Here is a 22,240-nt window from a genome sequence, read left to right on the forward strand (position 1 = left end):
CGTAATTCATAAACTTCTATTCCTAATCCCCAATACCCACATACTTATGAGCGAATACACCATTTTGGAACTGTTTCGTCAGGAAGTAGAAACTAATATTACTATCCTGAAACAATGTCTTTCTTTATTAAAAACTCAGCCAGTTTCTCAGCATGAAATTGAGCAAGGAATAAAAACGGCTCATTCTCTGTGGGGAACTAACCGCATTGTGGAAATGGAAGCAGCTTCCCACTTAGTGCAATTAATAAAAGATTGCTTAATTGCTGTTCAAAAACAAAGTATTACCTTAAAAGAAGAAGAAATTGATACCTTACTTCATGCCAGCGATTTACTTTTGGATATGAGTAAAGCGGCTAAAGGTAATTTAGATACATGGATAACAGATCGCGCTTGGGATTGGCAAACTACTCAGAAAACAATTGCTAATTTACTTACAAAGGAACAGATAATAGATAATTCTCCTCCTGCTGTTCCTACTCCTGTAGAAGTACCACAGATGAGTAGCGATAATGATTCGATGATGGATTTATTCAAGTTGGAGGCTGAAGCACAAGTTACCATCCTCAATCATGGATTATTAGTAATAGAAAACAAGCCTCAATCAGTACAGGAATTAGAAGCATTGATGCGAGCGGCTCATTCTATCAAAGGTGCAGCCAGAATTGTTGGGTTAGATGAAGTAGTAGAATTAGCCCACGTCATGGAAGATTGTTTTGTAGCAGCCCAAGAGAAAACCATTAATTTAACTCCCAATGATGTAGATTTATTGTTGCAAGGTGTGGATTTGTTGCAAAGTATTAGTCAACTGAATAATGCAGAACTACTAGGTTGGTTAAGACAACATCAAGCCGATTTCAGAAATATTCGTGATCATGTAGCCGCAATTTTACAACCGGGAGTCAGAAATCACAAGGCACAGATACTTGATATCCAATCCCCCATTCCCAGTTCTCAATCCCTAGTCCCTAATTCTCAATCCCCAGTTGCTACTCGTGAAGTGGAAAATACTGAAAACAATCAAGACCGTGTGGTGCGGGTAAGTGCTGATAATTTGAATCGGATTATGGGTTTAGCGGGAGAATCATTAATTGAGGCTAACTGGTTACAACCTTTTGCTGATTCGATGATGTCTCTAAAGTCGCGGATGTTAGAAATTTCCCGCAGTTTAGAACAATTACAAGAATCTCTTGATCAGAACTTATATGAGCAAGAGGGAAAAGAATATTTAGTGCAAGCGCGACAGCAAAAACAGGAATGTATTGATTATATCGGCGATCAATTAGGTGAATTAGAGTTATATGTGCGTCGGACTGCTAGTTTATCAGATCGTCTTTATCGGGAAGTAATTAATTCCCACATGAGACCTTTTGAAGACGGGTTACAAAGTTTTCCTCGCATGATTCGGGATTTAGCACGAAACTTAAATAAACAGATAAAGTTAGAAATTCTCGGCAAATCTACACCTGTTGATCGGGATATTCTCAAAAAATTAGAAGCACCTTTAACTCATATTCTTAGAAATGCTCTAGATCATGGCATTGAACCTCCAGAAAACCGCATTTCCTCCGGTAAATCCCCTGAAGGGACAATTCGTTTAGAAGCCTTTCATCGTGGGGGAATGTTAGCAATTACTATTAGTGATGATGGCAAAGGTATCAATCATGAAGAATTACGTCAGAAAATCATTCATAAGAATTTACTCACATTAGATATGGCTGCCCAACTCTCAGATGCAGAGTTGATAGAATTTCTATTTTTACCTGGTTTCTCCACAACTAAACAGGTAACGGAAATTTCTGGACGGGGTGTAGGTTTGGATATTGCCAAAAGTATGGCACAAGATGTAGGGGGAACAGTCCGGGCAACTTCTCAACTGGGAAAAGGCACAAGTTTTCATTTTCAACTGCCGCTGACTTTGTCAGTAGTTAGAACACTATTAGTAGAAATTTCTGGCAAACCCTATGCTATTCCTTTGGCGCGAATTGACCAAATCGTTACTTTAGAAAGATCCGAAATTACTGATGTAGAAAATCGGCAATATTTCACTATGAATAACCAAAATATTGGATTGATTGCTGCTCATCAGGTGTTAGAATTACCAACACCAAAACAGCAAAATGGCGCAGTTTCTATTGTTGTGATTAGTGATCAAAATAGTACCTATGGCTTAGTAGTAGATAAGTTTTTAGGTGAGCGAGATTTAGTTGTTAGACCCCTAGATCCCCGCTTAGGTAAAGTTCCTGATATTAGTGCTACTGCTTTATTAGGAGATGGTTCACCTATTTTGATAGTTGATATTTCTGATATAGTCCGTTCTATGGATGCCATCCTCAAAGATGGGAATTTATCTAAGGTGATGATGCAAGCTGAATTAGAAAGCTTTACTGAACCGCGCAAAATTTTGGTTGTTGATGACTCTATTACTGTGCGAGAAATGGAACGCAAACTATTAGAAAATCGTGGTTATCAAGTAGATACTGCTGTTAATGGTGTGGAAGGTTGGAATGCAGTTCGTACTAAGGAATATGATTTAGTCATTAGTGATATTGATATGCCCCGAATGAATGGCATTGAATTAGTCAAGCAAATCAAAAATAATCCCCGTTTACATGATTTACCTGTGATTATTATTTCTTATCGTGACAGAGAAGAAGATAGAATGCAGGGTTTAGAAGCTGGGGCTGATTATTATTTAACTAAGAGTAGTTTTCATGACGATACTTTAATTAATGCAGTAATTGATTTAATTGGTCAATAGTCAGTTGTCAGTTGTCAGTTGTTAGTGACCAATTACAAATTACTAATTCCCTATATGAAAATTGCCATTGTTAATGATACAGTTATCTCTCTAAACACACTACGGCGGATTGTCCAATCTGTACCATACTATCAATTAATTTGGACTGCTAAAAATGGTAAAGAAGCTATTAGTAAATGTCAAGAAAATACCCCTGATTTAATCTTGATGGCTTTACTAATGCCGGTGATGGATGGGGTAGCAGCAACCCAACATATTATGAAATATTCTCCTTGTGCCATTCTTATTGTCACTAAAAGTACAAAAGATAATATTTCGCACGTTTATGCAGCAATGGGTTACGGGGCTTTAGATGTTGTTGATACTCCAGTAATGGATACAGAAAAATATGCAGATATGACTGATAAATTACTAAATAAAATAGCTAGAATTGCCAAGTTAATTAAAAAGAGTTCAACAATCAGCAAAATAAAATCAGGAAGTCAAAATCCAATATTTACATCACTGGAATTAGTGGCAATTGGTTCTTCCACTGGCGGACCTAAAGCACTAGCTACGATTTTATCAAAACTACCAACTAATTTTAATGCTGCTGTTGCTATTGTCCAGCACGTTGATGGCCATTTTTCTAGCAGTTTTGCCGACTGGTTAAACCAGCAAACACCTTTACCAGTAAGGTTAGCAGTAGCAGGCGATCGCTTGCAAAAAGGTACGGTTTTAATAGCAGGAACAAATGATCATCTCTGCTTAAAACCAGATTTAACCTTAGCCTATACCAAAAATCCCCTTGATTACCCTTATCGTCCTTCTGTAGATGTATTTTTCCACAGTCTTGCCCAACATTGGCAAAAGAAAGGAACAGGAATTTTACTCACAGGTATGGGTAAAGACGGTGCAGAAGGATTAAATGCGTTAAAACTCCAAGGTTGGCATACAATTGCCCAAAATCAAGAAAGTTGTATTGTCTACGGAATGCCCAAAGCCGCTGTAGAATTAAATGCTGCTGTTCAGGTATTATCTTTAGAGGGGATAGCCACAAATTTACAAAAATTTTCAAATAAATGACAGATAAATTTTCTTAATTACCAATTACCTAACTATGGAAGAACAAATTACAGTTTTACTCATAGACGATCAATCTATCATCGGTGAAGCCATTCATCGAATGCTTAAACCTGAATCCGATATCGTTTTTCACTACTGTAACGACCCTACCAAAGCCATCAAAACCGCTAAAGAATGTCAGCCTACAGTTATTCTTCAAGATTTAGTAATGCCCCAAATGGAAGGGTTATTATTAGTCAAATTTTTGCGCTCTAAAGATTGTTCTACTGCTCATATTCCCTTAATTGTTCTTTCCAGTAAAGAAGATCCAACTATCAAAGCTAAAGCATTTGAATTAGGGGCAAATGACTACTTGGTAAAACTGCCAAATGCCATGGAATTAATCGCTCGAATTCGTTATCATTCCAAAGCTTATATTAACTTTCTCAAACGTCAAGAAGCAGAGGCTTTATTTAAAGCAGAAATTATGCGTCAAGCTGCATATATTGAGCAAGTTGGTAAGGTGACAACTGCCGCTTCTGATGTGGAAAAAGATGCTTTTCAACCTGATATTTTAGAAGAGGTTGCTAAACGTAGCGACGAATTAGGACAACTAGCCAGGGTGTTTACTAATATGGTGAAAACAGTAAAGACAAGGGAAAAAGAACTCACCAATGCTAACACCCAATTAGAGTCTTTATTAAAAGCTTATGGACGGTATGTACCTAATGAATATCTACGATTTTTGCGTAAAGAAAGCATTACTGATGTGAAATTAGGTGATCATGTTAGTAAAAGCATGGCTGTCATGTTTAGTGATATTCGTTCCTTTACCACTCTTTCTGAAGGAATGACACCCCAGGATAATTTTAATTTTGTTAATGCTTACCTCAAACGAGTTAGTCCCGAAATTCGTAATAACTATGGATTGATAGTAAAATTTTTAGGTGATGGCATGATGGCAGTTTTTCCTGATGGTGCTGATGATGCTATAGCTGCTGGTGTTTCTAAACTTAAACGGGTAGAAGAATATAATAAAAAGCGGGTAGAAAATGGTTATATTCCTATTAAAATTGGGATTGGTATTCATGTTGGACACATGATGTTAGGAATGGTTGGGGAAGAAAACCGAATGCAGGGAGATGCCTTTTCTGATAATGTGAATTTAACAGCCCGTTTGGAAGGATTGACAAAATTTTATGGTGTCTCTTTATTGATTTCTGAACAGGCGTTAGATAATCTCAGTAACCCTGGTAAATACCAAATTCGCTTTTTAGATCAGGTAGTTGTGAAAGGGAGAAGTGAAGCAATTGCTGTTTATGAAGTATTAGATGCAGAAATTGATACGGTGAGATTTATTAAACTCCAAACTCAGCCAAGTTTTGAACAAGGATTAGAATATTATCGTACTGGTAATTTTGACAAAGCAAAAGAATATTTTGAAAAGGTTTTAACTATGAATACTGCTGATAAAACCGCCGATTTATATTTAAGTCGGGTAAATTATTTGTTAGAAAATGGTAAGCCAGAAAATTGGGATGGTATTTGGTACTTTACGGAAAAATAACTGCATCTATTTTAGATATTTACCCAATAAAAAAACCTAGTTTATTGATAAAACTAGGTTGAGAAAAATATAGTCACAATAATTAGTAATTCCAGAATTCAGAATGTTGGATAATTCACTCCTGAATTCTTAACTTTGTAACTAATCTAGAAAACCCATCAAAATTTCGGAATCATCAAAGGTATTTGGCGCTATTGGCCGATTTCCGAATACAGAATAGTTGTCAGCAACTACCAATGCACTAGAAGCAATGGGACGAATACCAGACAAGTTAATACTATCAACTACTTGAAATGTGTTTGCACCTATGGGACGAATTCCCATCGAGTTGAAGGTATCAACTACTTGCAATGTCCCGGTGGTAATGGGACGCATTCCAGCAACTATGATAGTTCCCTGAGAAGTTTCTTCAGTATTACCACTCTGATCCTGATTATTTTCTGTCACTGTTATTTCTCCTTTGTATTTGATAGCACTGTCTCAAACTAAATCTTTGTTTGTTAAGTGAATTTTACAATAATTAAGGAAAGAAGTATTTTTTTCCCATATATTTAGAGTCTAACCTTAAACAAGCATATATCACAGGTTAAATCTGAGATTGATATATTTTTTAATGCGGTTAGAATACTGATCATATCAGCTAATGTACATTTATTTTAATACAAATAGGCTACATCAAGTTATAAAATTATTTTATATTTTTGATAAGATAAATACCATAACCAAAAATAATCAAATCAAAGAATTAAGTAACTATGCCATTTTGATTGAGGATCTTGACGGTTTTTTTCTGGTATTAATAACCGCCAACTTTTACCTTCTTTCTGAATTTGTAGATAAACTTCAAAGTGTTTTTGAACTTGTTTAAAACTACGTTTTGGTAATTTCACAGTAAAATCATAATTTCCCTGTACCCGATAAGCTGGTAAGTTTTCAATGGTGAGGGGTTGTTCTTGAGTAATAGATATCCGTTGAATATTAAATTTTTGGAAGTTTAAATCTAGTTGTTGGTTAAGTTGCTGTTGGGTTTGTTCTAGTTGCAGTGCGATCGCTTTTTGCACTAACTCCGGTGTTGGTAATAAAGCAATACTACTACAAGCTGTTAAGCAAATTATTAAAATTGTTGTAAAAATCCACTTAATCATATTTTATCTTTTATCAATGTATTTGAATTGATCATCATTAACCACCACTGACAGGAGGAATTAACACAACTTCATCATGATTTTGTAATATTGTTTGCGGTGACACAAATTGTAAATTGATACCAAATCTGGTAAGATCACGCCAGGGAGTTAGCCGAGGATGTTCATTAATTAAGCGATCGCACACAGCTTGAACAGATGTACCATGGGGAAAATCCCACATTAACTCGTTCACCCCATAAACTTCTTGATAAATCGCAAATAACTTTACAGTTACAGTAATTGCCGCATTAGACATAATATCAACTTGTCCACATTTTTTTATATAATTAATTTATAGCAGAGAATAGGATAAACTTACTTATTTAATTAAAACCCAGAAACAATGACAGAACAATTTAACTTTTTTCAACAGTGGTATCCTCTCATCCCCATAGAAGACTTAGAACCCCAAAAACCAAAGCCTATCACATTATTAGGCAAAAGATTAGTAATTTGGAAACCTAGCAAATCGGAAACATATCGAGTATTTTTAGATCAATGTCCTCACCGTCTCGCACCATTAAGCGAAGGCAGAATCGAAGATAAAACAGGTAACTTAATGTGTAGTTATCATGGTTGGGAATTTAATGAAAATGGTATTTGTCAACGCATTCCCCAAGCAGAAAACCCAGAAATTCTCACCAAAAATCCAGAAAATTTTTGTGTGATTTCCTTTCCAGTTCGTCAACAACAGGAAATACTTTGGGTTTGGCCAGATGAAACAACAGCAGCAATAGCTGAAAATACACCTTTACCTTTATCACCACAAATAGACGCAGAAAAAGGATTTGTTTGGTCTAGTTATGTTCGAGATTTAGCATACGATTGGCAAACATTAATAGAAAATGTAGCAGATCCTGCTCATGTACCCTTTTCTCATCATGGAGTCCAAGGTAATAGAGACAAAGCTAGACCTATACCTATTAACATAGTTAAATCAACTATGGATTTAATTGAAGTAGATATTGCGAGAGGTTTACCCACAACAATTACATTTGAACCACCTTGTAGATTAGAATATGCAATTAGTATTGGTAATACGGGAAAGAAACTAGGTTTAGTTGTTTATTGTATTCCCGTATCTCCTGGTAAATCGAGAATTGTTGCTCAATTTCCCCGCAACTTTGCTAAAACCCTACATCGGATTATACCCCGTTGGTGGAATCATATTAATGAGAGACATCTAGTATTAGATGGAGATATGATTTTTCTGCAACAACAAGAATACTATTTACAACAAAAACAATTAACCCAAAGTTGGAAAACAGCTTATAAATTACCCACAAATGCTGATAAATTAGTAATTGAATTTCGCAATTGGTTTGATAAACATTGTCAAAGTAAATTACCTTGGCAAGAAATAGGAATTAATGGTAGTGAACCTACAACTATTAATGAAAATCGGGCTGAAGTTCTCGATAGATATAAACAACATACCCAGCATTGTAGTAGTTGTAAAACAGCAGTTAAAAATTTAGAACGGTTACAAATAGGACTTTTAGCATATTTTGTAATTATTATATCTGGAGTTGCTGTATTACCTGATCATTGGCGTTTTCAGCTAGGTTTCCCATTAGTAATTACCGGACTTTTAGGTTTAGCAGCTTACAGTTGGCTGAAATTTTCTCTCATTCCTAAATTCTATTTTGTAGATTATATCCACGCTGAGAAATAAAGAATGAATAATAAACTCTTACCAATTACCCATTAACAATTATCTAAAGTTTCAATTCCAAACGTTGAAAGTCTCGCTGAACTTCATTCCACAAAGCTTTATTATATGGATCGGTTTTCAGGGCTTTTTTCAGATAAATTCTGGCTTTTGGAAGTTGCTTTTCTGTAATTAAAGCTCGTCCCCAGATTTGATAAGCGATCGCTAACCATTGACGCACTTCCGCATCTGCTGGTAAACGTGCCATTAAAGCCTCTGCTAGAGCGATCGCTTGGGGAAAACGTCTTTCCTGTAAAAATCGCTGTAACTGTTCATAAGTCTTCCACTTTAACCGTTGTTCTATATCCTCTAAATTTGGTGGGTGAGATATAACCGTTGTTTTTGCTGCTGCTGGTTGAGTTTTAACTTCTGTAGCACTAGAAACATTAATTTTTATCTCACTAGGCTGTGGCTTAATTTCCTCCGGTGGTAAAACCATTTGCAGAAATTTATAAGCCTCAGTCACCGCAATAAATTTGTCTTTAGCTTTGAGATCATTTGGATTAATATCAGGATGATATTGCTGTACCAATCGGCGATAGGACGCTTTAATATCAGCAAAAGAAGCTCCCGACCTTAAACCTAATATCCGGTAATAATCTTGAAGATCCATGTTGCTTTGCTTGACTCCAATTCAAAATTCAAAACTAAAAATTCAAAATGAGAAACTCATATTTTTGAACTTTACATCTTGAATTTTGAATCATTTTGCCCTATTTAAATACGTTCTTCAATCACACGATCAATTAAACCGTATTCCTTAGCCTCTTGAGCAGACATAAAAAAGTCACGATCCATGTCTTTTTCAATCTTGCTTAAAGGTTGAGTAGTATTATCAGCATAAATCTGATTTAACTGACTCCGAATTCGCAGAATTTCTCTAGCTTCGATTTCGATATCAGAAGCTTGTCCGCGAGTTCCACCAGAAGGTTGGTGAATCATAATCCGGGAGTGAGGTAAGGCCATGCGTTTACCCTTTGTTCCCGCAGCCAACAGGAAAGATCCCATGGAAGCAGCTAAACCGACACAGATTGTCACCACATCAGACTTGATATGTTGCATGGTGTCATAAATTGCCAAACCAGATGTCACCATCCCACCGGGGGAATTGATATACAAATAAATATCCTTCCCTGGATCATCGGAATCCAGATACAGCATGACAGCAATGATTTGGTTAGCAATTTCGTCATCTACATCTCTTCCTAGGAAAATAATTCTTTCCCGATAAAGACGGTCATAAATGCTAATCCAATCTGTATATTGTCCACCGGGCATCCGATAAGGAACTTTAGGCACGCCTATAGGCATTTGCGGTACTCCGTTTGTAATTAGTTAATTGTCAGTGGTCAGTTGTCAGTGGTTAGTGGTTAATGGTCAGATGAAGCTATATCTTCTTACCAATCACCAATTACCCATTACCCATTACCCATTACCTATTTAAAGCACACTTGCAGGGAGTGGGGGATTAGCGAGTTCATCCTTCCTAAAAACTCTGTCAATCAAACCATACTCCTTAGCTTCGTCAGGGGTCATGTAGAACAGACGATCCATGTCCTTGCTAATTTTCGCCATGTCTTGTTCAGTCGTCCGGGCGAGAATTTCCAGCATTGAAGCTTTATTTGCCAAAACTTCCTTAGCACGAATTTGAATATCCGTCGCCTGTCCTTGGGCGTAGCTCTTAGGCTGATGCAGGATAATAGAAGAATTGGGCAAACTAGCACGACAGCCTTTTGTCCCCGCACTAAGAATCATCGCCGCCATACCCATAGCCGAACCAATACAAATGGTGTGGATAGGAGGCTTGATATATTTCATAGTGTCATAGATAGCGAAGGCTTCGGTTTCAAAACCGATAGGTTCGCCACTGTAACCAGAAGTACCTGTAGAGTTGATGTAGATTTTAATTGGTTTTTCGGGATCATCGGACTGCAAATACAGCAATTGAGCGACGATTAATTCCGTAACAGACGGAACAAGTGGCATACCCAGATACACAATCCGCTCCTTCAATAGTAGGGACGGTAAATCTGGCGGCGGTGTCCGGTAGGAACTATCGCCGGAATAGGGGGCTTGCACAGCCTTGAGGTGAGAAATATCCATAGCAACTAATCGCCTGAAACTATGCCGTTAATGTATTACATCCTAGCGCGATGCTCACCCAATTTAGGGTGTGGATTTCTCCCTGATGGTGAAAAAAGCTAAATTTTAAAATATTTGGGTATTGAGTACCAATTATGCCAATTACAACAGAATGTAGGGGCGCAGGGTCTGCGCCCTCAATTGTATGGCATCCCACCAAGAACCGCTATATTTTCTCTACCTTTGGGTGTGGCTAGTTTTTATACCTAAAATTGCCAATAAGTAGGTAAACAGAAAAAATTAAATGTATATGACGAAATGTAAATTCAACAAATGCCTTGCAAATATGTCGTTTCACGGTTTTCACAAAACTAAACATATATCGTTTTTATTATGTTTACCTACTTACTTGGATTTTAACCTAATTTCATTAAGCTCAGAATGCAATAAACAAAGTTTAATCAAAATAGCGATCGCATTTGGTGTTAACTAGCGATCGCTATTAGTATTCATCAAATTTTTGAGAGTGAAAGTTTAACCAAAATCTTAACTTAGATCAAAAGATTTCTACTTAACATTTACCATTTTCAGAGACTTAACAGCATTTCTTTCACTTAACAAAAACACAAGATATTGATTAAGACTAACTCCTTCTTTATCTGCATTTTCTGTTAATCTCTCATGCAATGATCGAGGTATACGTAATAAAACCTTACCACTGTATTGAACTTGAGTTGAGGGTAAGGGAATTTCATCCCCATATTCGTAGGCTGTTTCTATCCACAAACTACGTGCTTCTTCAATATTAAATAACGTTTCGTCTGTTGTTTCTCCCTGAGTCATACATCCAGGAAGGTCTTTAACTTCTGCTACATATCCCCCATCAGGATCAGGATAAAGTGTAACTGGATATTTCAAATTCAAGTAAAATTCCAGTGACTCACGTTCAGTTTTATTTTTCTTAGACATACTACTCCTCTAATCTGAGCAGTTTTACAATCTGCTTAATATAAATTCCTTTTACTTTTTGCCCATCTTTCTTGGGTACAACTTGTATCCGTCCATCCTCATGACGGAAAGTATGATGACTTCCTTTAGATCGAACTTCTTCAAAACCGAATGCTATTAAAATACGTCTTACGTCTTCAAATCTTATTTCAACAGGATAAGAGAGAAATAATTGAATTAGTTTGTCTAACTGAGTCATAGGTTAAACACCTGGTAATTTTAAATTTTTTCATGTTTGTGTCCTTCGCTGGCAGGTTTATTTTGCTATTCTGATGATATCATATATAGTATCAATTTCAATATAGAATTTTAATTTATGTTACTTAGGTAAATGTAATTATTACAGCATTAATGTTAAGAATACTTAAAGCATCACATCGGTGTTTATCTAAAACGCCGTAAAGTCATGGATGCCTGAATAACTCTTTCCCCGATATATTGAGGAGATACCATTATTTATCTGCAATATACTCTATGTCATTAACTGATTTTCCGTAGTATAGAGGATGCGGTTTGAAGTTATCTATAAAATTATGTATGTCTAAACTAGATAGGAAATAGAAATTATGAAAGTAAATTTACAACTGGCTTTAAATGATGCAGGTATTGACGCAAATCAAGCCAGCACTCAACGTCAACTAGCAATTTCCGTTTCTGCTAGTGGTGAAACAATAGATCGGACTGTACCCTTGAACTTATGCTTAATTCTCGATCATAGCGGTTCCATGATGGGGAAATCCGTGGAAACCGTCAAAAATGCCGCTTGTTTATTAGTAGATCGTTTGACTCCTGAAGATCGTCTCAGTGTAGTTGTTTTTGATCACCGTGCCAAGGTTTTAGTCCCCAATCAGTTAATTACAGATCGAGAACATATTAAAAAGCAAATTAAACAACTTACCGCTGATGGAGGAACTGCCATTGATGAGGGTTTACGCTTAGGAATTGAGGAATTAGCCAAGGGTAAACATGATACCGTTTCCCAAGCATTTTTACTCACTGATGGGGAAAATGAACATGGTGATAATGATCGCTGTTTGAAATTTGCCCAATTAGCTGCTGGCTATAACTTAACCCTGAATACATTGGGATTTGGTGACAATTGGAATGATAAAGTTTTAGAAAAAATCGCTGATGCTGGCATGGGGACATTGTCTTATATTCAACACCCAGATCAGGCTGTATCGGAATTTGGTCGCTTATTTAGTCGAATGCAAACAGTGGGATTGACTAACGCTCAACTATTATTATCCTTAATGCCTAATGTGCGGTTAGCAGAACTCAAACCCATTGCCCAAGTTTCCCCAGATACCATTGAGTTACCAGTACAACCCGAAAGCGATGGACGGTTGGTGGTGAGGTTGGGCGATTTAATGAAAGACGGGGAACGGGTAGTTTTAGTTAATATTTATGTGGGACAGTTGCCAGAAGGTAAACAGGCGATCGCTAATCTGCAAGTCCGCTACGATGACCCCGCCGCTAACCAAATCGGGCTATACTCCCCCAATCTACCAATTTACGTCCACGCCACCAGGGAATACCAACCAGCCCCCAATCTCCAGGTGCAACAGTCGGTTTTAGCTTTAGCCAAATATCGTCAAACCCAGTTAGCAGAAACAAGATTACAGCAGGGTGATCGGGCTGGTGCAGCGACGATGTTACAAACGGCGGCGAAAACTGCTTTGCAAATGGGTGATGCTAATGCGGCAACGGTGTTACAAATTTCTGCCACACGCTTACAAGCCGGGGAAGAGTTATCAGAAAGCGATCGCAAGAAAACCAGAATTGTCTCAAAAACTATTTTGCAAGATGCTTCTCCTCAATGAAAGTTCAACTAACATCGGCTCTAAATGATACTAACGTTGATGCTGCCCAACAAAGTAATCAACGTCAACTCTCAATTTCTATTTCCGCCACTCCGTCCGAGTTTGAACAAAATTTGCCCTTGAATCTCTGCTTGATTCTCGATCAAAGTGGTTCTATGTCCGGTGAACCCATGAATATCGTCATTCAAGCAGTTGAGCAATTATTAGATCAGTTAAAAGTTGGTGACAGGATTTCCGTCATCGCTTTTGCTGGTACTTCGGGAGTCATTATCCCCAACCAAATCGTCCAAGATATCGAAAGCATCAAAACCCAACTCAAAGCCAAGCTCAAGGCTGCTGGTGGGACTGTCATTGCCGAGGGTTTATCTTTGGGGATTACAGAACTACTCAAAGGCACAAAGGGGGCTGTTTCCCAAGCTTTCCTGCTGACAGATGGCCATGGGGATAATGGCTTAAAAATTTGGAAATGGCAAATTGGCCCCAATGACAATAAACGTTGTTTGCAACTTGCCCAAAAAGCTGCCAAACTCAATCTGACAATCAATACCCTGGGTTTTGGTCATGACTGGAATCCAGATTTATTGGAAAAGATTGCTGATGCTGGTGGTGGGACTCTCGCTTATATCGAGAACCCCGAACAAGCTGTAACCCAATTTGCCAGGCTGTTTCGGCGCATACAGTCTGTGGGGTTAACAAATGCCCACTTACTTCTATCTTTCGTGCCGGCTGTGCGTCTAGCGGAACTCAAACCCGTTGCCCAAGTTTCCCCAGATACCATTGAGTTACCAGTAAACACAGATGCCAATGGGACTTTGGTGGTGCGGTTGGGGGACTTAATGAAAGATGCTGAACGGGTTGTTTTAGCTAATATTTATCTGGGACAATTACCAGAAGGGAAACAAGTTATTGGCCATATCCAAATTCGCTACGATGACCCATCTTTGAATAAACAGGGTTTACTTTCCCCGTTAGTGCCAATATACGCTAATTTCACCAAGAGCTATGAACCTGCTCTCAATTCCCAGGTGCTAAATTCAATTTTGCTATTAGCTAAATATCGCCAAACTCAATTAGCCGAGGCAAAATTAGAACAAGGCGATCGCATTGGTGCAGCCACCATGTTACAAACTGCTGCTAACACTGCTTTACAAATCGGTGACACCAATGCAGCCACGGTGTTACAAGTTTCTGCTACTCGCTTACAAGCTGGAGAAGAACTAACTGAGAGCGATCGCAAAAAGACAAGAATGGCATCAAAGACTGTTTTGAAAGAATAGCTGGAGGGTGGGCTAAAAGCCTGCCCTTGAGAATATAATAGGATCATCTTGTGATGTCTAAACAAATCAGGAGTTAATAATGCTTGCTCAAAGTCAAACAATTAATGACTTCTACATAATAGAAAACACTGTTGATGTCAACAGATTTTTGCAAAATCATTCAAATCTGATAGATGTAATTCTAGAAGCTCATCCACAAATCAGAAAGTATTTCCCAACCGAGAAATTACGGTTAAAGTTGTATATTGATCCTGAATCTTCAGAATGGGAATATCTGATTATTTCTATCTGTGCTAGTCCAGAATCTGTTGATGAAGCTTTAAATCAACTAGATGAATTTGATGAAAATTGGTGGATAGACGCTTCATTAGGAGTTGCTGTAAATCTTTGTATTCATTTGGAATTTGAATGAAATTTGATTGGTTAAGTTATTTAGAGGTTGCACAAACTTTATATAATGAAGTAATTAATACCTCAAATCAGGGAAATAGTGCATCAATTGATGAAGCTAAAATACGCTCTTGTATTAGTAGAGCGTATTACTCGGCTTTTTGTTCAACTAGAAACTACTTAAGAGATTTTGAGGGATATAGTAATTTAATAGGACTTACAAGAGGTGTACATGAATATGTAATTCAAGAATTAAAAAGTAGTAAAGAACGTGATTTTATAATTTTAGGACAAACTTTAGAACGGTTACGATCGTTAAGAAATGAAGTTGACTATGAAGATAGTATAGTTTCTTATCGTCTTATTCCTAAAGCAGAACAAGCTCTTAAGAACGCAAAAAACCTATTCCAATTATTAGATAAGTTGACCAGTAATAAAAAAACATGAAAATTTCCGGTATTCATCACATTGCTATTATTTGTTCTGATTACAAAAAATCCAAACATTTCTATGTTGAAATTTTAGGATTTGAGATTATTCACGAAACATTTCGGGCTGAAAGAAATTCCTATAAATTAGATTTAAAAGTAGGAAATACCCAAATTGAACTTTTTTCTTTTCCTAATCCTCCTAAAAGAGTTGGTTATCCTGAAGCCTGTGGTTTAAGACATTTGGCTTTTGCAGTTGAGGAAATTGAAGAAAGTGTAAATTACTTAAACTCTCATCATATCGAAGTTGAAAATGTCAGAGTTGATGAAATTACAGGCAAAAAGTTTACCTTCTTTCAAGACCCTGATAATTTACCCTTAGAAATTTATGAATTTAGTGCAATTTAATCCGAATTCAGGATTACCAATTACCAATTACCCAATCCCCAATTACCTATTTTTTAGCAAAATGTTTTTCCATTATTTCTAAAATCATAGGTGCAGCAACACTACCACCACCACCACCAGAGTGTTCAGCAAAAGCCACCACTAAAATTTCTGGCTTATCCGCAGGTGCATAAGCGCCAAACCAAGCATGATTTTCTTTAACTCTTCCCCTCCAAGCTTCAGCAGTGCCACTTTTACCAGCTATAGGAGGAAGAGAAGGGACATTTAATACCTTACCCGTACCTTCAGTAATTACCTTCCGCAAGCCATCACGCAAAATTTTAATGGTTATGGGTTTGAGGTTTAATGATTCTCTCCAGCTTCTAGCTTCTTCATTATCCTTAAGTAAATGGGGTTGAACTCGATAACCACCATTGGCAGGTACAGCAAACATCACAGCGACTTGTAAAGGACTAGCTTGTAAAGCCCCCTGGCCAATAGACATATTCACGGTGTCACCAACACTCCAAGGTATCTTCCATGTTTTCTGTTTCCATTTATCATCAGGAACTAAACCTTTGGCTTCTTCCGTTGTAAATTCAAACCCGGTTTTTTGACCAAATCCATATTTACGAGTCCATTCAATCAGTGTTGGTCCACCAACTCGCTTGGCAACTTGATAAAAGAAAGTATCGCTACTCCACTGCATCGCTCCTACAAAACCCAATGGTCCAAAACCAGCATGATTCCATTCACCAAACCTAGTCCCACCAATAGTTAAAGAACCGTAGGTTTGCAATACTGTATCAGGAGAAAATTTACCTGATTCTAGTGCAGCCGTTGTCGTGACGATTTTAAAGGTACTCGCTGGAGGAAAGACGCTAATAGCCCGGTTAACTAAAGGATGTTCAGAACCTTGGACGCTTTTCCAATCTTTTTGAGAAAGTTTTTGTTTAGAAAAGATATTGGGGTCAAAGGTAGGATGAGACACCATTGCTAAAACAGCCCCATTTTTGGGGTCAAGTGCAACTATTGAACCATTACGATTACCCAAAGCTTTTTCTGCGGCCATTTGCATATCTAAATCTATGGTCAGGTGCAGATCATTTCCAGCTTTAGCTTGTTTGCTTCCCAATACGCGTAATGGTCTACCGCTACCATCTACTTCTACTTGTTGTCCTCCCCATTCACCTCTTAATAATTTTTCATAAGCTTTTTCTACCCCCATTTGACCCATAACATCTCCCAATCGGTAGCCATCAGCTTTCTTTTTTTCTAACTGTTCGGCAGTGATTTCACGAGTGTATCCAAGTATATGTGCTAACTCTTTACCATGGGGATAATAACGAACAGCTTCCGTATTTATTTCTACTCCTGGTAGTTCATTTTCATACTCTCTTAATGCTGTAATTTGTGCTTCATTTAAGTTGCGAGCAATGCGAATTAGGGAGGAAGGATTGACAGCAGATTGTTCAAGGATTTTTTCAATATCTTCTTGGGGCGTGTCGAGTATTTTTGCTAGACGTGGGCCAACCACCGACCATGAGGGTTTTGTATGTGCCATTGGCCACAAATATACAGACCGAGGATAACGGGTGCTGGCTAATAATTTACCATTCCTGTCAAAAATATTACCTCTTTCTGGTTGTTTAGGAATAATCCGAATGCGGTTGGATTCTGCGCGAAGTCTGTGGTTTTTTCCTTCCACAATTTGTAAATAAATTAACCGAGCGCCAATTCCAGATAACATTAATAATGTGAATAAAATTACAAATGTAGATTGGACACCACGTCCAACTGTGCGTGTATTTTTTTGACTACTAAGTAATGGTGGTAAAATAGCCATAGGGACTTGGGGACTGGGGACTGGGGACTGGGGACTAGGGACAACTGACAATATTAAATATCAGGGCATTCTACTGAAGATTATGGCTCAAACTGTGATGCAGAATCAAAGAGGTTTAAAAACATTACAGCCACTTGATGTTGAATTGCGTAATGTATTCAAGTTTTTTAACCAAGAACCCGCAGTACACGGAGTGGATTTAGATGTTAGACAGGGGGAGTTTTTTAGTATTTTAGGCCCTTCTGGTTGTGGAAAGACAACCACACTTCGTTTAATTGCTGGGTTTGAGAAGGTTGACGCTGGGAAGTTACTAATTCAAGGTCAGTTAATGACCGATGTTCCTCCTTATCAACGACCTGTGAATACTGTATTTCAAAGTTACGCTTTATTTAATCATTTGAATGTCTGGGAAAACATTGCTTTTGGACTGCGATTAAAAAAAATATCCAAATCAGAAATTGCTAGTCGAGTTACGGAAGCTTTAAAGCTCGTAAAAATGGAAAGTTTGCGATCGCGTGTTCCCAGTCAACTATCAGGTGGTCAACAACAACGGGTAGCCTTAGCCAGGGCTTTGGTTAATCGTCCCGCAGTTATCCTTCTAGATGAACCTTTGGGAGCATTAGATTTGAAACTTCGCAAGGAGATGCAAGTTGAATTATCCAATCTTCACAAAGATTTAGGGTTAACCTTTGTTATGGTGACACATGATCAGGAAGAAGCACTATGTTTATCTGATCGCATTGCCGTAATGAATCAAGGCAAAATAGAACAAATTGGTACTCCCAGCCAAATTTATGACCGTCCCCAAACAACTTTCGTCGCTGATTTTATTGGTGATACCAATCTATTTAGTGGTGAAATTGCGGAAGTAGATGCAGAATGTGTCAAAATTTCTACTAAAACTGGATTAACCATTATTGTGAGACGCTGTGAACAAACACCCCTAGAAATATCCCAAAGTGTTGTTGTCAGTGTCCGTCCTGAGAAAATTCAACTTTCTCTCTATCAACCTAATATACCAATAAACTGTTTTGAAGGACGATTAATTAATGTCATGTATTTAGGTGCTTATGTTAATTATGTTGTGCAATTAATCAACGGTATTAACATCAATGTTTTACAACCTAATACATTCGGTAACTTACCAGACCGGAATACAACTATTTATGCTTGGTGGGAAACAACTGACTGTTTAGCTATTAGTCAAGATGCAAATTAGATGACTAACAGACGTAAATTTCTCAAAAAGATGGCGGCTTTTTCTACCTTATCTTTAGGTAGTTGTGGCTGGCGACTGGCTAATGTAGGGTCTAACTATATTAGCTCTAACCAAAGCGACCAACTATATATTTATACCTGGACGCAATATACAGATAAAGAATTACTAACTACCTTTACTACTCAAACGGGGATGAAAGTAATAGCTGATGTATATGAATCCAATGATGTGATGTTGGCTAAGTTGCAAGCTGGAGGTGCTGGTACTTATAGCATCATCTACCCATCTGACTATATGGTCCAGAAAATGGCAGAAAAAGGTTTATTAACAGAAATAAATCATAGCCGCTTAATTGGCTTAGATAATTTATTTCCACAATTTAATAATCCTACTTATGACCCTAATAACCGTTATAGTATTCCCTTTAATTGGGGAACAACGGGTTTATTATATAACTCAGAAAAACTGCCAAATCCACCTGAAGATTGGGAATATCTTTGGCAAAACACAGATAAGCTAAATAAACGCATTACCTTACTCAATGATGTGCGGGAGGTAATGGGGGCAACATTGCGGATGTTGGGTTATTCCTATAATTCACAAAATGAAAATGAAGTTAAAGAAGCATATGAGAAATTAAAATTATTAAAACCTGCCATTGCTGCCTTTGATACTGATGCTTGGCAAAATAAAATTCTGGCAGGGGATTTATCAATTGCTATGTGTTATTCTGCTGATGCAGTCAAAATTTCTCAAGAAAACCCCAAACTGAAATTTGTAATTCCTCGCAGTGGTTCTTCATTATGGACTGATACTATTGTCATTCCTAAATCTAATCCTAATATAGCTGGTGCTTATGCCTGGATTAATTTAATTTTGGAACCAGAAATAGCAGCGAAAATTTCCGAAAGACTATATATTTCTACTCCTAATCGAGCAGGATTTGAACAATTACCAAAGACAATTCAAGAAAATACTAATTTATTTCCCCCTGAATCAATTTTAGCCAAGTGTGAACGGCTGACTCCTCTGGGAAAATTTGAAGAAGTTTATGACCGCTATTGGACTCAATTACTAACTTAAAAAAGGGGTAATTGGTAATTAAAAATGAAGATGGACGGGCAGGATGCCCACACCACAATAAATATATAACTCTTGTGGGGTTGGCTTCTAGCCCGCCCTAGTAAACAATCACCAATCCCTAATTCTTAAATGGAATCTCCTAGCAATCTCAACAAAACAAATAAATTAGCTCATGTCTGGGCAAATTGGCTACCTCCCTTCGCATTACTAGCACCATCTGGTATTTGGTTATTAATATTGTTAGTTTTGCCAACACTAATAATTTTTGAGTTAAGTTTAGTACCGGATATTCGCCCAGGTGATCTAGTAAATCCTAGTGGTTTTAGTAACTATATTCGCATTTTTGAACCGCTTTATTTAAAAGTTATCTTCAATTCACTTTTCTTGGCATTTGGTACTACTATTATTACTTTAATTCTAGGTTTTCCTGTTGCCTATTGGATTGCTCAGATCGTGCCAAAGCGGTGGCAAAATTTGTTGGTATTAGCTTTTGTTTTGCCTTTATGGACTTCTTCTTTATTGCGTTCTTACGCATGGATTACAATTTTACGTCCCACGGGATTATTAAATAGTTTATTAACTTCTGTCGGTTTACCTACGTTAGATATTCTCAACAGTAATTCAGCGGTATTAATTGGCATGAGTTACAGCTTGTTACCCTACATGGTGTTAATTTTATATGCTTCTTTAGAAAAGTTAGATAAACAGTTATTAGAAGCTGCTGCTGATTTGGGTGCAAATCCAGTACAAACTTTTTTGAAAGTGACTGTACCCCAAGTTTTACCAGGAATTGCTGCTGGTTCGCTGCTAGTTTTTATTACTGGATTGGGGGATTTTATAGACCCTGAATTACTTGGTGGTGCGTCGAGTATGACAGCAGCAAGGTTAGTTTATAACCAGTTTCTGGGTGCTACTCAAAATTGGGGTTTTGGTTCGGCTTTGAGTATGACATTGATTTTAATGGTGAGTATGGCTATCACTCTGGTGATTAAATTTGGTGAAGCAACACCGAAAAAATAAAAATTATTTGCAATAATTGGAAAATTTGAATTTTATAAATGGAGACGGAGATTGCACAATTTAACTGTTGAAACTGCATTATCACAGACCAGTATTGAAATTGAGGTACTGCTTTGCTGTGCCAAAACCGTCATAGAATCAGAAACTGCTGATCATATTAGAGAACTTCTGGCAAAAAATATAAATTGGGATAAATTGATAGAAATAGCGCAACAGCAACGAGTGTTGCCTCTATTGTATTCTAGTCTTTCCAAAAATTTTTCAGAAGTAGTTCCCAAAGCGATTTTGAGCAAATTACGACTTGATTTTTTAGCTCAAACTCGGCGTAGTTTACTTTTAAGCGGGGAATTGGTACGGCTACTAAATTTATTTGCAGAAGAAAAAATATCAGTTCTTCCCTTTAAAGGACCAGTTTTAGCTGCGAGTGCCTATGGCAATTTATCACTACGACAGTTTAGTGATTTAGATATTTTAGTTCACCCCAAAGATGTGGAAAAGGCCAAACAAATTTTCCTGTCTCAGGGGTATAACATGAAAATTGAACGCATCGAAGTTACTCAAGAGCAAAAAGCTGCATTTGTGCGATCGCAAAGTATTCATAAATTGGTTCGTGAAGCTGCTTATCCTTTTATTCATCCCGAAACAGAATTGGTGGTAGAACTCCACTGGGGAGTAATGCCAAACTATTTTTCCTTCCCCATTGATTCTGAGGCATTGTGGCAAGATTTAGAGCCAGTTACTATTGCTGGTAAAAGTGTTCCCAATCTTTCTCCAGAAAATACGCTGTTGATGTTAGCTGGACATGGAACGAAAGACTGTTGGACAAATTTGGCTCGCATTTGTGATGTGGCTGAATTAATTCGCTCTCATCCCCAATTAAATTGGCAGAAATTGATGGAGATAGCAAGAATTAAAGGTGGTCAAAGAATCTTATTTTTAGCTTTAACACTAGCGCGAAATATTTTAGGAACTGCTTTACCTAATGAAGTTTGGCAGAAAATCCAGACAGATCCAAAAGTTAGTTTACTGGCAGTTGAAGTTAGCCAAAATCTGTTCCAAAATACTGATGACTCATTGAAAGATGGGAAAGTAACTCGCTTTCATTTGAGTATCAGAGAACGTGTACAAGATAAAATACTTTATTCTTTGCGTTTAGCCACAACGCCAACTACTTCGGATTGGTTAGTATTGCCTTTGGTAGAGTTCCCCGCTTTTGTTTACTATTTATTGCGACCAATACGCTTAGTGGGAGGGCAATTGTTAAAAAAAATTAACCACAATTCCTGATTTTTCCATAGCAATTTTGAACAACAATATCCCTGAATTCCCTAGCAATTAGGGCATTTTAGCATGAGTCAGGAATATACAAATCAAATTGCTATATTATCTATCTTTAAGAAAATGTAAACT

Annotated in this window: 22 protein-coding genes; 13 read left to right on the top strand and 9 right to left on the bottom strand. The window is 37.4% G+C overall.

Annotation, left to right across the window (positions count from 1 at the left end; all coding sequences use genetic code 11):
• Positions 1–46 precede the first annotated feature (46 nt).
• The 3 genes from FJR11_RS04015 to FJR11_RS04025 are packed head-to-tail and all read left to right on the top strand — an operon-like array spanning position 47 to position 5,369.
• On the top strand, positions 47–2,758 hold the full coding sequence (locus tag FJR11_RS04015) for a hybrid sensor histidine kinase/response regulator (RefSeq protein WP_168502432.1): 2,712 nt from the start codon (positions 47–49) through the stop codon (positions 2,756–2,758).
• Positions 2,759–2,782: 24 nt separating this feature from the next.
• Complete coding sequence (locus FJR11_RS04020) at positions 2,783–3,823, top strand: chemotaxis response regulator protein-glutamate methylesterase (RefSeq protein ID WP_371417449.1); 1,041 nt, start codon at positions 2,783–2,785, stop codon at positions 3,821–3,823.
• A gap of 34 nt (positions 3,824–3,857) precedes the next feature.
• The gene (locus FJR11_RS04025; protein ID WP_168502434.1) at positions 3,858–5,369 is read left to right on the top strand and encodes a response regulator; all 1,512 of its coding nucleotides are present in this window, start codon (positions 3,858–3,860) and stop codon (positions 5,367–5,369) included.
• A 141-nt stretch (positions 5,370–5,510) separates the two neighbouring features.
• Here FJR11_RS04025 and FJR11_RS04030 read toward each other — a convergent pair whose 3' ends face one another.
• The 3 genes from FJR11_RS04030 to FJR11_RS04040 form a co-directional block, all read right to left on the bottom strand.
• Positions 5,511–5,816, bottom strand: a complete 306-nt coding sequence (locus FJR11_RS04030) for a hypothetical protein (protein WP_168502435.1) — start codon at positions 5,814–5,816, stop codon at positions 5,511–5,513.
• Between the two features lie 290 nt (positions 5,817–6,106).
• A complete protein-coding gene (locus tag FJR11_RS04035; RefSeq protein ID WP_168502436.1) occupies positions 6,107–6,514 on the bottom strand; it encodes a hypothetical protein in 408 nt (135 codons plus the stop codon).
• Between the two features lie 37 nt (positions 6,515–6,551).
• Positions 6,552–6,812 (bottom strand): MoaD/ThiS family protein, encoded by a 261-nt coding sequence (locus FJR11_RS04040; RefSeq protein ID WP_168502437.1) that lies wholly within the window; start codon positions 6,810–6,812, stop codon positions 6,552–6,554.
• An 87-nt stretch (positions 6,813–6,899) separates the two neighbouring features.
• Between FJR11_RS04040 and FJR11_RS04045 the strand changes: the two genes are divergently transcribed.
• Entirely contained in the window at positions 6,900–8,231 is a 1,332-nt protein-coding gene (locus FJR11_RS04045; RefSeq protein WP_168502438.1) for a Rieske 2Fe-2S domain-containing protein, read from the top strand.
• 43 nt (positions 8,232–8,274) lie between these two features.
• Here the strand turns inward: FJR11_RS04045 and FJR11_RS04050 are convergent, their stop codons facing one another.
• From FJR11_RS04050 to FJR11_RS04070, 5 genes are all read right to left on the bottom strand, one after another.
• Entirely contained in the window at positions 8,275–8,880 is a 606-nt protein-coding gene (locus tag FJR11_RS04050; protein WP_168502439.1) for a J domain-containing protein, read from the bottom strand.
• A 104-nt stretch (positions 8,881–8,984) separates the two neighbouring features.
• Entirely contained in the window at positions 8,985–9,578 is a 594-nt protein-coding gene (locus FJR11_RS04055; RefSeq protein WP_015083128.1) for an ATP-dependent Clp protease proteolytic subunit, read from the bottom strand.
• Between the two features lie 129 nt (positions 9,579–9,707).
• Complete coding sequence (locus FJR11_RS04060; protein ID WP_168502440.1) at positions 9,708–10,370, bottom strand: ATP-dependent Clp protease proteolytic subunit; 663 nt, start codon at positions 10,368–10,370, stop codon at positions 9,708–9,710.
• A gap of 546 nt (positions 10,371–10,916) precedes the next feature.
• Positions 10,917–11,318, bottom strand: coding sequence for a type II toxin-antitoxin system HicB family antitoxin (locus FJR11_RS04065; protein ID WP_168502441.1), 402 nt, complete (start codon positions 11,316–11,318; stop codon positions 10,917–10,919).
• Position 11,319: 1 nt separating this feature from the next.
• Positions 11,320–11,556, bottom strand: coding sequence for a type II toxin-antitoxin system HicA family toxin (locus FJR11_RS04070; RefSeq protein WP_168502442.1), 237 nt, complete (start codon positions 11,554–11,556; stop codon positions 11,320–11,322).
• Positions 11,557–11,923: 367 nt separating this feature from the next.
• Between FJR11_RS04070 and FJR11_RS04075 the strand changes: the two genes are divergently transcribed.
• The 5 genes from FJR11_RS04075 to FJR11_RS04095 all read left to right on the top strand — a co-directional run bounded on the left by FJR11_RS04075 (position 11,924) and on the right by FJR11_RS04095 (position 15,683).
• Entirely contained in the window at positions 11,924–13,180 is a 1,257-nt protein-coding gene (locus FJR11_RS04075; protein WP_168502443.1) for a VWA domain-containing protein, read from the top strand.
• Positions 13,177–14,457, top strand: coding sequence for a VWA domain-containing protein (locus tag FJR11_RS04080; RefSeq protein ID WP_168502444.1), 1,281 nt, complete (start codon positions 13,177–13,179; stop codon positions 14,455–14,457). The genes FJR11_RS04075 and FJR11_RS04080 overlap by 4 nt, the downstream gene beginning before the upstream one ends.
• A 79-nt stretch (positions 14,458–14,536) precedes the next feature.
• Positions 14,537–14,869 (top strand): hypothetical protein, encoded by a 333-nt coding sequence (locus tag FJR11_RS04085; protein WP_168502445.1) that lies wholly within the window; start codon positions 14,537–14,539, stop codon positions 14,867–14,869.
• Complete coding sequence (locus FJR11_RS04090; RefSeq protein ID WP_168502446.1) at positions 14,866–15,294, top strand: HEPN domain-containing protein; 429 nt, start codon at positions 14,866–14,868, stop codon at positions 15,292–15,294. The genes FJR11_RS04085 and FJR11_RS04090 overlap by 4 nt, the downstream gene beginning before the upstream one ends.
• Positions 15,291–15,683 (top strand): VOC family protein, encoded by a 393-nt coding sequence (locus FJR11_RS04095; protein ID WP_168502447.1) that lies wholly within the window; start codon positions 15,291–15,293, stop codon positions 15,681–15,683. The genes FJR11_RS04090 and FJR11_RS04095 overlap by 4 nt, the downstream gene beginning before the upstream one ends.
• A 46-nt stretch (positions 15,684–15,729) precedes the next feature.
• On the opposite strand, the gene mrdA is transcribed toward FJR11_RS04095, so the two are convergent.
• Complete coding sequence (mrdA, locus tag FJR11_RS04100; protein WP_168502551.1) at positions 15,730–17,508, bottom strand: penicillin-binding protein 2; 1,779 nt, start codon at positions 17,506–17,508, stop codon at positions 15,730–15,732.
• An 82-nt stretch (positions 17,509–17,590) separates the two neighbouring features.
• Between mrdA and FJR11_RS04105 the strand changes: the two genes are divergently transcribed.
• The 4 genes from FJR11_RS04105 to FJR11_RS04120 all read left to right on the top strand — a co-directional run bounded on the left by FJR11_RS04105 (position 17,591) and on the right by FJR11_RS04120 (position 22,117).
• A complete protein-coding gene (locus tag FJR11_RS04105) occupies positions 17,591–18,727 on the top strand; it encodes an ABC transporter ATP-binding protein (RefSeq protein ID WP_168502448.1) in 1,137 nt (378 codons plus the stop codon).
• Positions 18,728–19,810, top strand: a complete 1,083-nt coding sequence (locus FJR11_RS04110) for a spermidine/putrescine ABC transporter substrate-binding protein (protein WP_168502449.1) — start codon at positions 18,728–18,730, stop codon at positions 19,808–19,810.
• A 129-nt stretch (positions 19,811–19,939) separates the two neighbouring features.
• Complete coding sequence (locus FJR11_RS04115) at positions 19,940–20,830, top strand: ABC transporter permease (RefSeq protein WP_168502450.1); 891 nt, start codon at positions 19,940–19,942, stop codon at positions 20,828–20,830.
• A 51-nt stretch (positions 20,831–20,881) separates the two neighbouring features.
• Positions 20,882–22,117 (top strand): nucleotidyltransferase family protein, encoded by a 1,236-nt coding sequence (locus FJR11_RS04120; RefSeq protein WP_168502451.1) that lies wholly within the window; start codon positions 20,882–20,884, stop codon positions 22,115–22,117.
• The last annotated feature ends 123 nt before the right edge of the window (positions 22,118–22,240 follow it).

The sequence above is a fragment of the Anabaena sp. UHCC 0187 genome (genome assembly GCF_009712035.1).
Classification (GTDB): domain Bacteria; phylum Cyanobacteriota; class Cyanobacteriia; order Cyanobacteriales; family Nostocaceae; genus Dolichospermum.